Below are 14979 nucleotides of genomic sequence, written 5' to 3'. Positions count from 1 at the left end.
TTAAAAATGATTTAATATGAAAAAACTAATTATTTTCTAAGCTAAAAAATAGGTAAAATTAACCTCTATCCTCGATTTTATTGCCGTCTAGTTTGTCCTCATCTTCAAATTCATCATCGTCAAATTCATCCTTACTGTCTTCATCATCAAACCCATCATCGTCTTCCTCATCATCAAACCCATCACCACCTTCAAACTTATCATCAATATCCTCGTCTTCAAATCCATCTTCAATCTCTGGCTCATCGTATATTGCATCTTCAGTTTTAGCTTCAACAGGATAATCAGCAGCTTCAATAGCATTACTCTCTTCTTCATTACTAATCTTATCTTTGTTAGCAGCAGAAAAGACCTTGTTTGGATCATATGGCTCTTGTGTAGGCACACGTGTTGGTTTAATCAGCCTTCTTGTGAATGTGCTATCACTATAGTACAAAATTTTCTTTGACTTAATTGGATAAGTCGATTCTATCAAAATTATCTGATCATCACGTGGCAGCATAATAATTTCTTGAGGTAAGAGCAATGCTCTCTGTGTTTCAGAGATATGCAATGATCTTGATGCAGGATTCAAGTCTAAAAATTTAGGTTTGTTTAATGATTCTTGTTGTACAGTTTTGTTTCCTATAAGCTGAGATATCAAATTAGCCGTTTCAATATTATTGGCTGCAAAAGTTATTCTATAGGTTGAGTTTGATAAAAAGGAGTTCATTCCTGCTTCTTCATATATTCCTTTAAGCTGTTCAGTATCTTGAACAATTAAAAATAACCTTACTCGATAGCCACGAAAGTATGCGATGCCCGTTTGAAATTGCTCCATTTTTCCAAGTGTTGGAAACTCATCCATTAAAAATAATACGCCGTAAGGCTCGTCATCCGATGGCAATTTTCTACATAAAAACTCAGTTGCCTGTTGGTAAAAAACCTGCATTAAAGGCCTGAGCCTAGTTAAGTTATCAGGAGTTAAACCAACATAAACTGTAGTTTTCTTCTTTTTAAAATCCAAAATATTAAAATCACTTGATGCAGTTGCAGTATCGATCAATGGGTTTGCCCACAATTCAAGCGACGAGTTCATAGTTGACACAACACCTGATCTTTCTTTGTCAGCCTTTTGCAAAAAAGCTGCAATGTTCATATACGCTACCGGATGTATTATTTTACCCATTGTGTCCAAAACTACAGCAAGATTGTAAACTACGTCATCGCTACGCATCGTACGCACAACCTCACCAAAAGATTTAACTTTCTCTGGTGCAGCAAGTAAATATAGTACCACCCCAACAAATAAGCTTCTTGCTTCGTTTTGCCAAAAATCTTGTTCAGGCATGATTAGGTTAGCTATTTTTTGCACATCGTCAACCATCTGTCCAGGTTTTTCACTAATCCATTCCAGTGGATTATAACAATGGCTTACCCCATCTGGCTGCGCTGGGTTCCATACATATACTTTTTGTCCTTGTCGCTCTCGCCAACCACTTGTTATTTCATAGTTTTCTAATTTTATATCATGCACAATTACCGAATCATTCCAAAATAACAAATTAGGAATTACAAAACCAACACCTTTACCAGAGCCTGTAGGTGCAAAGAGCAATGCATGCTGAAACCCATCAGCAATAAAATATCCTCTCTTATCTTTACCAAGCAATAGACCTTTTTTGCTTCTTAATCCCGCTTTTCGTATGTCTTTCTCTGATGCCCACTGTGAATCTCCATGAAGTGATTCTTTCTTTTTAAATGGCCGCCACTCAATTAGTCTTTCTCTCACATTCCACAAAATAATCATCAAAACAATTTGAGGCAGTAGAGAAGATACAACTAATTTAATTTTGAGCTCAAAGCTATATAGCTCTGGATGATGCCAACAATATTGTATATGATCAAAAATTGTCGGCCAGAGAGCTTGAGGAAAAGGTGTCAAGCTAGGATTAATTGCTCTAAAATCTACACCATCTGGACCGTCAACAAACAGGTAGAATAATATACCAGACAAATAGAAGCAAAATTCAAATATGCTAAAAGATACTACACCTCCTATGAGAATATTGCGTAGGTGATTTCCATTACTCATAAACTACTTTTTCTTAACTTACGTATAAATTTAAGTATTTTCATTTGAAGATCTAGTAAATAATATCTCAGAAATGCTTCTTTTGCCTCCACTGGTTCTTTTTAGCTGAATAACAATATCAATTACATTTCTAATGTATGGTATGATCTGATCTGGGGGAATTCCAAGATTTGCTTGCATAACCATAAGTTTTATTTGCTCAAGAGCCATTGCCGGACTATCCGCATGAAGAGTTGATATTGACCCTGGGTGGCCAGTGTTTATTGCTCTAAGAAAACTAAAAGCTTCTGCTCCACGCAGCTCACCAACTATTATTCTATCTGGTCTTAAACGTAAACATGCCTCTATCAAATCTTGAGTGGTCACTTTTGCCCTGCCTTGCCCTCCTTTAGAAGCAATTAAATGGACTTTATTGGGATGATCATTCAAAACTATCTCTCTTGCATCTTCAACAGTAATAATTCTTTCTTCAGATGGAATAGCACGCAAAGTAGCATTAGTAAAAGTGGTTTTACCAGTGGAAGTTCCACCACTAATTATGATATTTTTCTTACTTATTACAGCATATTCTAAAAACTCTTTTATTTTTTTTTGTTTCAGTAGCAAATCTAGGTGACGATCTACTGGATTATCGGTCACTCCTATAACAGTGTTAGAAAAAGCCCCCATTTTTTCATAATCATCCAATGCCAATTGCATAGAAGAAGGTTTACGAATTGAAATGACTACTTTATCAGGCTCACATGCTGGAGGAAACACTATCTGTATACGATAACCATTTGGTAATGTAGCTGAAAGCAGCGGTGTCTCTTCGCTCAGTTTTTGTTCTGTAGCTTGAGCAATCAACCTGCTAAGAGATTTTAAATGATTAAGATCAAATATTTCTAACTTTTCGCATCTTATTTCACCGCGATTTTCAATCCATACTTCCTTCGGTTTATTTATTGATATTTCATTTACACCTTCCTCTTGAAATATCCCTTGTAATGGCTCCAAGTATGTATCAAGTGCAGCATAGTTCATTTCAGTTATTTAATATTGACTGTGGAGGAAATACTATATCTTGGTTAACAAATACTTTCAATGCAGTTCCTTGATTAACATAAATAGTTGGCTTTTTATCTACACTCCTATCAACTATATCTCGCATGTCTTTGGAAAAATCATTGATTGACTTCCCAATTGCTTCATCATAAACAGATTTGCTTCTTTTCTGAGTTTGCCTCAACAGTTGACGTACATCGTCTAAAGTTATACCGATATTGTCACTAGTAATTGTATCAACTCCACTAGCTCCAGAACTTTTTATCACACTTACTATTTCTTCCTTTATTATTCTCAGCAAATCCTGATCACTTTTAGCATTTCGAATTTTTTCAATAGCCCTAATACCCAATTTCCATTTTTCGTCTCCTACCTTCCCAACTTCAGTTTTTATAGAATCCTCCAATCCCTCAACAATAGCCCCTTTGAGAGAAGAAATATCTATTTCAGTTGCAGTAATAGACTTCACTGCATCCATGGCAGTTAGCGCATCGATAAGATTAGAGGCTTTTTGTCCTACAACAGCTGAACCAATCGAAACACCAGCAAGTGCCACTGAAGAGAATAATGCACTTGCTATTTTATTATCAACTATTCCAGCTATCCCTGCCCTTCCAAGCTCATCGGTACCAGATGATGCAATAGCAACATCTATACCATGAGGAAGAATGATCCTATTCCAATTTATGTTCACGCGGGCTTTTGCAACATTTGAGTCGAATGAATAACCACCTATTAACCTTGAACCTTTTGGTATTAAAATTGTATCACCAGTTTCTGCATAAACGTCTCTACTAACAACAGCACGGAGCATTCCTTTTAAGTCAGAACTTATTGCAGTTTCAAGAATAGCGTCAATAACTTTACCTTGAATAATCATTAAACCAAGCTTTCCAGCTTTGGTAGCTTTGCTCGACTGTGCTGAGGTATTGGATAAAACAGCATCTGTAGCTTTACCTTCCCCACTACTACCTGAAATTGCTAACATTTGTGCACTACGTCTGTCTCTAGGATAACCGCCACCCCCTATTGTAGGAAATGAAGTAGGCAAATTGCTAATAACATTACCAGAAGGAAAATTTTGCTTTGGTAAAACAGGTATATTTGACAAGGGAATTTCTTTTAGTTGCTCTTCTTTTTTTGTCACTTCCTCTTTTTTGATTTGTTTTACTTCTGGTATGACTTGTGGGATAGGAAGAGGAGGTAAGGGTGGCAAGAGATCAGTTGCTATCCTCTCGGAAACTACTACATTATCTGGAACTTGTTCTAACTTTCCTTTCAATTCTTGAATGTTTTGCTTTGTTTCCTCTTTTTTAACAATCTCTGGACCCTCTTTATTAGAAGGACTAAAATAAAGATAGTACACTCCACCAACTAAGAGCGCTACCATAACTATCATCAATGCCTTATAACCTTGATTAGAGCCAACTGTTACTACCTTGCTTTCTATCTCTGATTCATCTTCTACACTATTATGCCTTTCTTTACTCATATTATATGTACCAGAACTAAAGTGACCTATTTATAACTTCAACTTCACTACCTTCATAACGCATTAATAGCTTTTTATGTACTCCTTTTATTACAACATAATCATCAAATAACAGCCTTTTACAGGATTCGCCTTCTATAAAAATCTGAGGAATTTTATTACTATTTCTAAACTTTAAATAGGTTAAATAACCATCATCGAATAACTCAATTGGAACTATATCTATGTTACCACCTTCATCAATATATGTATAGTTGTACCTCGTATTATTTTCTTGTATTATTTTTTCTGGCTTTTCTGTAATGTATTGCATTTGAGTAGGTAAAGAAACCTCATCTAAATCAACATCAAATTCATCTTCTTCTTGAGGATAATAAAAACGTATTACGTAAGATATATCCTTTTCAACGGAATAATCATGATCCACTTTTTTAGCATCAGTATCTGGGTATTTATCGTAATTTGGTCTTGAAATTAGATCAAAAATGTAATTTCTCTTTTTAGTTGTCGTAATAATCATGTTAGTGCGACTACTGACTTCAAATGGCATGACAAGCAGTTTATTATCATAAGGATTAATTTTCCAACTTGATGCATCACCAACAGCAATATTTTTGACTTTTTCCCCTTCTGCAAACTCAATATAAGAATAGTAACCTTGACTAAAAATTACTGTAAACACCTCATTAGGGCTATATACAAAAGTCTTTATTCTACTATCTACAGAAATAGGTTTATTATTAATAGATGCATTTAAGTTGCCACTTATTAGTAAAGCTAAAACTAACAATATCCTACACATATTCATCATCTACTCTATATGAAATAACTTGAAACCCTAACGGGTTAATATATCTTTGCTGATCATTCATTTCAAGCGATGCATATTTATACGACATCACAACTATCTTATTTTTCCTTGAGGAATTTCCATCTTTTCGTGTAAATTCTATAGAAAATCTCACTTGAAGAGCATCATTACCTAATTTTTGAATTGAACGAATTTTCAACTCACCTTTAGCATCTGAATATAAATTAAAAAGGTCATTCATATTCTGCGATTTTATATAGTTGCTAAATTCACTATATACACTAGGCGAAGAAAACAACCTTACTTTTGTATAATAATTATAATTATAATTATATGGGTCAAAAACCTCCCTTGCTTTTATATACTCTGAAATAAAATAATCGTTCAGCGTTTCATTTGCAGAATATTGTTTTACTGTAACAGGATCAACCAATTGCACTATGCCTGACTTTTTGTCAATTTCTATAACGAATGGCTCAATAGTGCTACTTGTGCTAATTTTAAATATAGCTAATATGCTTATAGAAATTGCAACTAGTAATATTAATGTAAATAAAAGTAAAGTATTTCTCTGAGCAACAACTGTGCTATAGCGACTTGAATTCCAATTTATATCCTTATCCAATGACTCATTACTTTTTTCTTGTTTTAAAAATTTCAGCATCTCAATATTCTTAAAAATCTTAACTTATATTAATTAACATAGCAAGCTAACAAAGTAGTTATAACAAAAAAGCTAATAAACCCTTAATCCATGGCCTAACTTGCCAAATTTTGTTTCCATATATGAATCATTATATTCATTGCGTTCCATAATAAGTGGTATACACTTTGTAACTTCTATACCGTTATTTTTCAACTCTGATAACTTTCTACCATTGTTTGTAAGTAATTGTATTTTGTTAATGTTCAATTTCTTAAGTATTTTAGCTGCAACAGCAAAGCTCCTTTCATCATCTTCAAAACCCAATACTCTATTTGCATCAACAGTATCAAGATTATATTTTCTTTGCATACTGTATGCTCTTAACTTATTAGTTAAACCAATGCCTCTCCCATCTTGCATCAAGTATAATATAATGCCATTCCCAAAGTCGGTCATTATTTGAATCGCTTGATGTAACTGGCTTCTGCAATCACATGATAAGCTGTCTAATAAGTCTCCTGTATAGCATGAAGAATGAATTCTCACTAATGGCTCATTATCTTCATCTGGATTGCCAATGATAATTGCATAATGTTCTCTTCCGCCACTTTTGGTTCTATAAGATATGATATCTACTTCTTGAGTCTGTTTTAAAAATAATGATGTTTTGCACACTTCATACACACTATGATTTTGTTGAAAATCATTCACAAGTAACGTATTTAGTGCAATAATGTCATTTTCTTCACACCAATTTCGCATTTCATGTTTATTCTCAAAAGTCATATCAGCCACTAACGCGTATGGCAATAATTCTGAGAACTTAAGCAAGGCAACAGCATACGCATCTATTGTCTTTGAGCATTGCAACTCTTTTATGCTACCTTCCTTTGAACAGTTTATTAAATGGAGCAGTTCATCAAAATTGCTTATCAACAGACGTTTGCTACTATGTTCTTTACTCTGACATATGTATTTTACCTTACTTGCAGTCAAAGTAACATACACATTACCTGATATAAGCTTATATTGACTAAATAAATTTTTTTCTAAAGTTTCAGCAGCAGCAAGCAATAGATAGTTATTTTCATCATCATATATTAAAATTGGAAGACCACGCCTGACTTCACTGATGGCCCTTTCTACTTTATTTCTACTTTGATTTCCTATAAACATTTCACCTACACCAAACAACTTGGTGCGGTCGAGAAGACTTGAACTTCCAAGGCTTTGTGAGCCACAGCGACCTCAACGCTGCGTGTCTACCAATTCCACCACGACCGCACTTTATTCTAGTTTCTATATAATTACTTTAAATTACTTAATCATTTTAGGGTTTTTCATCTAAAGTGTCAATCTGATACTAGGATAATTTAGGAAATGCCTGTATAATTTAGCTATGAATTTTATGGTTACAAACTTTAATCATTTAAGATAATCTTAATACTAATTCTTAATTTAGGTCTTTATACAAATGAAAGTAGCTAATATCTTCATTTTTTTAATTCTATCTCTTACAATTAGCTTTCACTCCACTCATGCACAAATATTGTACACATGGTCTCAAATCATTCCAGAAAATAAATTAAGCATACGTGCGATTATAGACAATAACATGTGTCCCATTGCTTACGTCGATAATAAGGAAGTAGAAATGCTAAGTCGCAGCTCAATTAACAATACCGAAACAGTTTGTGAACTGATAGTAGAAACAAATGCTCAAAACATTAGTATTGACAATATAAAAGTTCCCGTATTAGCGGAAAAGATCAGCAAAATTGCCTTCATTGGCGATACAGGATGTAGAATAAATATGTTATTTCAGCAAGAATGTAATTCTGTAGATAGCTGGCCTTTGAAAAAAAATTTAGATTCAATCGCTTTTCATAAACCAGATTTAATTATCCATGTTGGTGATTATCATTATAGACAAACAAAATGTAGAAACACAAAAAAGTGCGGCGATATTTATGGATATAGCAAAGAAGCTTGGTACGCTGATTGGTTTGAGCCTGCAAAAGATATTTTAACACAATCTCCTCTTCTTTTTGTTCGTGGAAATCATGAGAGTTGTAATAGAGCTTATGAAGGATGGTTCAGATATTTAGATTCATACCCCTTTTCCCCTCAAAAATGTGAAGATCTTATTTCCAGTTGGTTCTTAGATGCTGGGCCGATGAAGTTTTTTATCTTCGACTCTTCATCCGGTGAGGAAATTTTTACAACCCAAAGCACAGTTGATGCTTTTGAGAGGCAGTTTGATAAATTGATACAAGATAAGCCCACGTGGTTTTTGACTCATAAACCACTTTGGAGATCTCCAAAAAAAGAATTTTTGACATTAAAAAGCCATGGTAATCTTACACAAATTGAAGCTTTTGGAGATAAATTTCCAAGCAATGTTACTACCATAGTTTCTGGCCACATTCATATAGCCCAGATTTTATTAATGGATAATGTTCCAGATCAGATTATAGTTGGAAACGGCGGTGCATTATTACACGCTCAAGATCAAGAACCTGTTTATCAAAACGTAGAATTTAACTATCCAAATAGTAGAAATTACTTAGCACACGAAGTTAGAAACTTTTTCGGCTTTGGCTTTGCAATATTAGGTTTAGACGATCACAAATTTACTTTCTATAACCAAGATAATAAGGAAATGTATTCTGCAAACCTAACGAAAGACTTTAAACTTAAAACAAATTAAAATTAGGACTATTTGTTGTTATCGATTACTGACCTTACCGAGAAAAAGTAGAGAAGTAGAAATGTGAGTTGACAAAATAAGAGAAATATAGTATATTAATGGTAGTAAGAGTATTTAAAATTAATTATGCCAGTAGCAGTAAATACACCAGGTAACATACAAAGAATGTCGAAATTTAAAAAGGCAAGAGATATTTTACTAGCCCCTGTGAGATGGCTAGTCATTGGTTTAGCTGTAGTATTACTCATAGCATTTATTGTTTTTGTCATAGCGTTAATTCTAGTTGCTCAAGCATTGGGTAAGCTATATCTTCTTGCAGGAGGCAAATTACCAGAATGGTTAGAGCAAAGAACTGAAGCATTTATGGAGGCAGTGCGTGTCCCACAAACAACGCATGATACTAATGTAAATGATGCAATTAATATTAACGTTCAAAAGCTAAAAGAAAACTATGGCGAGCCTGATGTTGATGATAAGTTTATAGAGGAAATAAAAGGATTTATTGATCAGTTAGAGTGTATAGCAAATGGTACACAAAAAGCTGTGGATAAAGATCAACTCACAGAAGATGAGAAAAAACATGCACTTAAGTGCTTGGAGCGTATAAAAAACAACCCTGATACACATAGTGGAAGCGGATTAACATTGAAGCAAGTTTTAAATTTGGTTTGGAAAGCTTGTAAAGATGAAAATAAAAAAAGTGCTGATGATAATATAGATATTAATACCCGCATATCACAGAGAAAATATCAACTGGTTAAACATTTAGTAGAATCGCAAACAGAATATGGAGTACTTGTTGGCAGTGCATGTTTTACTGGTACCTTTAACAGTATTGTCTCTTCCTTGTACACTTTTGAAGAATTTTTCTTCTTGCAAAGAGCGGATAAGGCTACTGTAAAACAAGAGTTTGAAAATGATCTACAAAAAAAAGGTGAAGAATTATTTAATCGGCTTTCCAATGATAAAGAAAAAAAAGAAGTTGCAGAAGCTTTAAGTAATCCTTCTACAAATTTCTTTATTAGCTTTATAGAATCATTTAAAAATCACTCTGCACGTGCAGTTTTAGGCGATAAAAGATGTGATGAACTAATAAAAGAGCATTTTGGTAATCTTCAATATAAACCAACAATATCTTGCTTTATAAAGTAATCACTTAACTAACGGCAAAGTGATACCATGTTGATTCATATATTTTCCTTTCATATCATCATATGACTTCTCACACTCACTTTCGCCGCTTAAAAACACAAATTGGCATGCTCCTTCATTAGCGTAAATTTTTGCAGGAAGTGGAGTAGTGTTAGAGAATTCAAGTGTGACGTGACCTTCCCATCCAGGTTCTAAAGGTGTGACGTTCACTATGATACCACATCTTGCATAAGTTGATTTGCCAACACAAATTACTAGTACATTCCTTGGTATACGAAAATACTCCACTGTGCTGGCAAGCACAAAACTATTTGGTGGAATTATACATACATCTGTTTCCTTATCTATGAAACTATTCTCAGAAAAATTCTTGGGGTCTACAATAGCTGAATTAACATTAGTAAAAACCTTAAACTTATTATCTACTCTCGCATCATATCCATAAGACGATAATCCGAAAGATACAACACCCTTACTGCTTTTATGATTCACAAAAGGTTCTATCATTCTAGAGTTTTCAGCCTTTTCCCTTATCCATTTATCTGGCATAACTGCCATAATTGTCCTTTAAAGTTTTGTAATACTTATAATAATATGTAATAGAATTTAAATGTAAACCTGAATTAGCGTTACACTCTGGAATGGCAAAGTTTCCAGTATAAACTACCTATACAAAAATAAATTGGCAATATTTCAAGCCTGCCAAGCAGCATCAAAAACGATAGAAATAGCTTTACTCCACCACTAAAAGAGGAATAATTACCTGAAGGACCTATTAGGTTACTAAATCCTGGGCCAGAATTTGTAAGCATTGCAGAAACAGAGCTGATGCTAGTTATAAAGTCCGCATTGCTCAAGCAAGACATCACTATTGATGATATAGCGAACGTTAACATGTAAATTGCAAAAAACGTAAAGACAGATTGGACTTCATCATTTTCCAGTATTTTACCATTGAGTTTTACTCTATCGCTTTCACTTGGATTTAATAAAGAGCTAAAGTAATTCCTTATAGATTTTAGAAAAATGACTAAACGGAAGATTTTGATTCCACCACTAGCAGAACCACCACATCCACCAATAAAGGCTAAAAAGAAAGCTAAGACTGAAATAAAGCTCCAATTCAAGTAGTTGCACATTACATAGCCAGTTGATGTGATAAAGGAGGTAATGGTGAATGTGCTGTACCTAAATGATAAAAATACTCCTAAGTCAAAATTTTTATATAACCAAAAACAAGCAAGCAAAGATGAGATAACAACTATCTTAATAAAGTAAGAGACCTGTTCATCATAACAAACATCTAATCGTCTTATAATTTTTAAATAGCTCAGAAAAGGTAAAGAGCCTAAAATCATAAAGATAATTGTTATGACCTCCAATATAGGGTTATTGTAGTAGCCTATAGAATCGTTATAGTTAGCAAATCCACCAGTTGATACAGCGGACATTCCGTGACATACTGCGTCAAATAATGGCATGCCAGCTAGATAGTAGGAAAATATGCACAATAAAATTAGGCAGTAATATATTTCTGCAATATGTATTACTACGCTTCGCGTATGTGGTAACTTTCTTTTAAGAGCATCTGAGTACTCAGAATAGAGTAAATTATTTAAGCTCAAAACCTTAAATATGGGAAAAATTGCAATTCCTACTGTAATTACTCCAAAACCACCTATACCGTGCAGCATTGCTCTCCACAGTAGTATCCCCGGAGATTGTTGCTCGATGTAACTTAGAACAGTTGCTCCTGTGGTTGTAATCCCAGATACTGCTTCAAACAGTGCATCAATGTAGCTTAAACTATCAAGATAAAATGGAATAGCTGCAAATAGAGATAATGCAATCCAGGTACAACTGGTAATCGCAAAAATTGCCGGCATTCCATGTACCCTATTTAGTTTACCCAGTAAAATAAAAATCGCACTAAATGTGCAGGTAACTATAAATCCAACCAGAAAATTTTTCCATTCGTAACCTAGATAATTATTAGTAATAGCAGGAATAAGCATTGCTACGCCAAACAACAATAGAAAAATTCCCACAATAAACGCAATTGAACGTAAAACTTGCAGACTTTCCATAGACAGTACTGTGAAAGCTATATGTTATTAAAACTTCAACCGCTTTGCTAATTTTTTCTCTTGACTTGATTATAAATACGTATAATTATAGCGCTAAATTTGCCATAAGAGATAGAGGTAAGGTATGTTATTAACTGACAGACAAAAAAACATTCGAGATTCATTAATTAGTGAAGCTATACAAGGCAACTTTGAGAATATAAAAAATAATTACGATAGCGATATACAAGAAGTTTTGAAAAGCGAATTACCTAGTAATATACAAAAAGAGTTTAAAGACGATCTACCTAACCCTTGTACCACTTCACAGTTGATTATATTCAAAAAAAATCAAAAGGAAATTAATCAATGTATACAGAAAATGGAGCAAAAAATTGAGAGTATTTCGTGTGATATAGCTATGCAAGAAGCGAAAGGAAATGATGATTCGCATATGCAAAAAGTGAAAAACTTAAAGAGAACAAGTGATCTTCACCACAAATTACGTCAAGCAATAGATTATTTAGATGTTAAAAAAGTTAAAGCAGTATTAGAAGATTGTGATACAAATCTAGCAATGATTTTAAATAGACCTATACATTCACAGAGCAAAACTACCCTTTTACTTTATCCTCTGCAAGTTGGTCTTAATAAACGATATATAGGTGATGGTAAAAGATTGAAACAAGAAGATCTGAGAAATATAAAAGAAATTACTAAACTTCTTTGGGATAAAGCTTCTCCTGATATTCGCAATTTCTGGTTTAAATTTCATCAAGATCAACAAGAAGAAAGTACAAAAGACACAAAAGCAACCTTTGAAGCTCATTTGAAAAAAGCTCCTCCTGATATTCGTGACTTGTGGCTTAAATATCAAAGAGTGCCTGAAAATCAAGATGCAGCTGTAATAAAACTTCTTAAAGGTGAGCAACAACGACATGCCAAGATAGGTAGTGAGAAGTGGCTTGAAGATTTCATTCAAGAAGTTAAAGATTACAGAGAACAAAAAACCATAGAAGAAAACCTTGAAATAGCTACAGAGAAACCTACAACAAAATCTGTTCTACAAGACGCACAACTTTCTCAAATAAATAGAACTTGTTGTATTTTGTAGTAAATAAGTTCTTAGGAAATCTAAGTATGATAACAATAAAAACAAGAAATTTAAACGTTCTATTTTTAACCTAGTATCCAGAATAAAAAAATATCAAAGTCATCATATTATATCACGAACCTTTTCCAAGACTTTTTTTATATTTTCGCTTGAAAGTGGAATTAAGCCAAGCCTAGATAAATATCCACCTTCAGTACTAATAGAGTCTACAACTTCTCTAATGAATTCCCTTAATCCATCAACAGTATCTAAGTGTTCTTTCTTTATATAAAGATATAAAGGCCTTGCTAACATATACTCCCCCGATGATATATTTTTATAAGTTGGCTCAATTCCTGCGATTGTGCTTCCTTGAATCTCATCTTGGTTTTTCGCTAAAAAGCTGAAGCTAAATATTCCTAAAGCATTTTTATTGCTCTTCAATTTTTGTATTATTATGTTTTCATTAATTCCAACTTCTATATATCTTCCATCATCTCTGATATTACTACATGCTTTCTTTCTTTTTTCTTGGTCTTGATAATTCTCTTTGAAAATCCTTGAGTTCATACATGAATATTGATCAAGCATAATAAAATTAATCAAAGTTTCATGTGTACCTGTATTTTGATGTGGGCCATAGATTTTAATTTCTGTTTTTGGTAGAGCTTGATTTACATCAGACCAAAATTTCTTGTTATTCTTTACTAATCTATCATTGTCTTCAGAATATGAAGATAAAGTTTCAAACAGGTCATTTTTTGTAAAATCAAATCTATGGCTTTGATTTGAATTTGCAATAACAATTCCATCATAGCCAATTATTATCTCTATTACTTCATTCACTTTATTTCTTTTACATAATTCTCTCTCTACTTCCTTCATAGGGCGAGATGAAGTAGTGATATCTGGTGTGCCTTCCCCTATTCCTGAACAAAACATTTTGAACCCTGATCCACTTCCTATCGATTCTACAACTGGAGTTTTAAAGGAAAATATACGGCTGAATTCTTCAGATATAAATGAGATAAAAGGAAAAACAGTTGAAGATCCAACAATTCTGATATATCTTCTGGCATCAACATTTGACAGTGGGATGAGTAATACAAATGCAAAAATAAGGAAAAGGCGTTTCAGCATCGTTTTCGCTCAAGAGTGTAAACTTAATTATCGTAATAAAAAATCAAACTGAAAAGCTTTTTTTCTAGATTTCAAAAGGTATAACGATCAAATGTGTGCGTAATGATGAGATCTGAATCACAGCATTCATACAACTGTATCTATATCGAATCCTCTTATGTTTTTCAATACTGAAAAATTCTTTCATATTAACTTAATGATGCAATATATCCTTTTCTTTAATAGATAAGTCATCATCGACTTTTTTTACATTATCATCAGTAATGTTTTGTATTTCCTTTTTGGCAACATGAAAATCATCTTCTGAGATTTCCTTATTTTTCTTCATTTCCTCTATTTCTTCCATAACATCTCTGCGTATATTTCTAATTGCAACTCGTGCATTTTCAGAAAATTGATGCAATAGTTTCACTAATTTTTCACGAGTTTCTTGTGTTAAGTCTGGAAGAACTATACGTATAGTATTTCCTTCAACAACAGGATTTAAATTCAGGTTAGCATTGATTATCGCATTTTTTACTTCACCGATAGCAGTAGCATCCCAAACTTTAACTGATAGAGTTTTGTTATCTATAGCTGAAACTCCTGCAACTTGGTTCAGTTTTTGATGTCCACCATAGATATTTACAACTATACCATCAAGTAATGATGCGTTAGCTCTACCAGTACGTACACCTTTCATATCATCGTGAAAAGACTGAATAGTTTTTAGCATTCTTTCTTTTGTTTTAGCTTTTATTTCGTTTAACAT

13 protein-coding genes and 1 tRNA gene are annotated in these 14979 nt (G+C 33.3%); 3 read left to right on the top strand and 11 right to left on the bottom strand.

The window, feature by feature from the left end:
• Positions 1-58: 58 nt before the first annotated feature.
• The 7 genes from ABWU35_RS03830 to ABWU35_RS03800 all read right to left on the bottom strand — a co-directional run bounded on the left by ABWU35_RS03830 (position 59) and on the right by ABWU35_RS03800 (position 7351).
• Positions 59-2074, bottom strand: a complete 2016-nt coding sequence (locus ABWU35_RS03830; protein WP_264685487.1) for a type IV secretory system conjugative DNA transfer family protein — start codon at positions 2072-2074, stop codon at positions 59-61.
• Between the two features lie 30 nt (positions 2075-2104).
• Positions 2105-3097: a P-type DNA transfer ATPase VirB11 gene (gene virB11 / locus ABWU35_RS03825; protein ID WP_149168821.1), complete on the bottom strand. Its 993-nt coding sequence runs from the start codon at positions 3095-3097 to the stop codon at positions 2105-2107.
• Between the two features lies 1 nt (position 3098).
• Complete coding sequence (locus ABWU35_RS03820) at positions 3099-4610, bottom strand: TrbI/VirB10 family protein (RefSeq protein ID WP_264685488.1); 1512 nt, start codon at positions 4608-4610, stop codon at positions 3099-3101.
• A 16-nt stretch (positions 4611-4626) separates the two neighbouring features.
• Positions 4627-5418 (bottom strand): P-type conjugative transfer protein VirB9, encoded by a 792-nt coding sequence (gene virB9 / locus ABWU35_RS03815; protein ID WP_029237539.1) that lies wholly within the window; start codon positions 5416-5418, stop codon positions 4627-4629.
• A complete protein-coding gene (locus ABWU35_RS03810; RefSeq protein ID WP_007302609.1) occupies positions 5405-6085 on the bottom strand; it encodes a virB8 family protein in 681 nt (226 codons plus the stop codon). The genes virB9 and ABWU35_RS03810 overlap by 14 nt, the downstream gene beginning before the upstream one ends.
• Before the next feature lie 72 nt (positions 6086-6157).
• A complete protein-coding gene (locus tag ABWU35_RS03805) occupies positions 6158-7243 on the bottom strand; it encodes a GTP cyclohydrolase II (protein WP_264685489.1) in 1086 nt (361 codons plus the stop codon).
• A 20-nt stretch (positions 7244-7263) separates the two neighbouring features.
• Positions 7264-7351: transfer RNA gene (locus ABWU35_RS03800), tRNA-Leu, on the bottom strand.
• Positions 7352-7541: 190 nt separating this feature from the next.
• Here ABWU35_RS03800 and ABWU35_RS03795 point away from each other — a divergent pair.
• Together ABWU35_RS03795 and ABWU35_RS03790 are read left to right on the top strand one after the other, a co-directional pair.
• Complete coding sequence (locus ABWU35_RS03795; protein ID WP_353275867.1) at positions 7542-8777, top strand: metallophosphoesterase family protein; 1236 nt, start codon at positions 7542-7544, stop codon at positions 8775-8777.
• Positions 8778-8903: 126 nt separating this feature from the next.
• Positions 8904-9929, top strand: coding sequence for a hypothetical protein (locus ABWU35_RS03790; protein WP_007302606.1), 1026 nt, complete (start codon positions 8904-8906; stop codon positions 9927-9929).
• On the opposite strand, the gene dcd is transcribed toward ABWU35_RS03790, so the two are convergent.
• A complete protein-coding gene (gene dcd, locus ABWU35_RS03785; protein WP_007302605.1) occupies positions 9930-10487 on the bottom strand; it encodes a dCTP deaminase in 558 nt (185 codons plus the stop codon).
• Between the two features lie 71 nt (positions 10488-10558).
• Positions 10559-12016, bottom strand: a complete 1458-nt coding sequence (locus tag ABWU35_RS03780; RefSeq protein ID WP_007302604.1) for a TrkH family potassium uptake protein — start codon at positions 12014-12016, stop codon at positions 10559-10561.
• A gap of 124 nt (positions 12017-12140) precedes the next feature.
• On the opposite strand from ABWU35_RS03780, the gene ABWU35_RS03775 reads away from it, so the two are divergent.
• Positions 12141-13109 (top strand): hypothetical protein, encoded by a 969-nt coding sequence (locus tag ABWU35_RS03775; protein WP_007302603.1) that lies wholly within the window; start codon positions 12141-12143, stop codon positions 13107-13109.
• A gap of 102 nt (positions 13110-13211) precedes the next feature.
• Here the strand turns inward: ABWU35_RS03775 and ABWU35_RS03770 are convergent, their stop codons facing one another.
• On the bottom strand, positions 13212-14228 hold the full coding sequence (locus tag ABWU35_RS03770) for a substrate-binding domain-containing protein (protein WP_012482020.1): 1017 nt from the start codon (positions 14226-14228) through the stop codon (positions 13212-13214).
• 193 nt (positions 14229-14421) lie between these two features.
• Positions 14422-14979, bottom strand: a complete 558-nt coding sequence (frr, locus tag ABWU35_RS03765; protein WP_007302601.1) for a ribosome recycling factor — start codon at positions 14977-14979, stop codon at positions 14422-14424.

Origin of the sequence: Wolbachia endosymbiont (group B) of Xylocampa areola (genome assembly GCF_964028205.1) — a bacterium.
Lineage (GTDB): Bacteria > Pseudomonadota > Alphaproteobacteria > Rickettsiales > Anaplasmataceae > Wolbachia.
The sequence above is the reverse complement of the archived record's forward strand: the minus strand, read 5'-3'. Positions and strand labels throughout refer to the sequence as shown.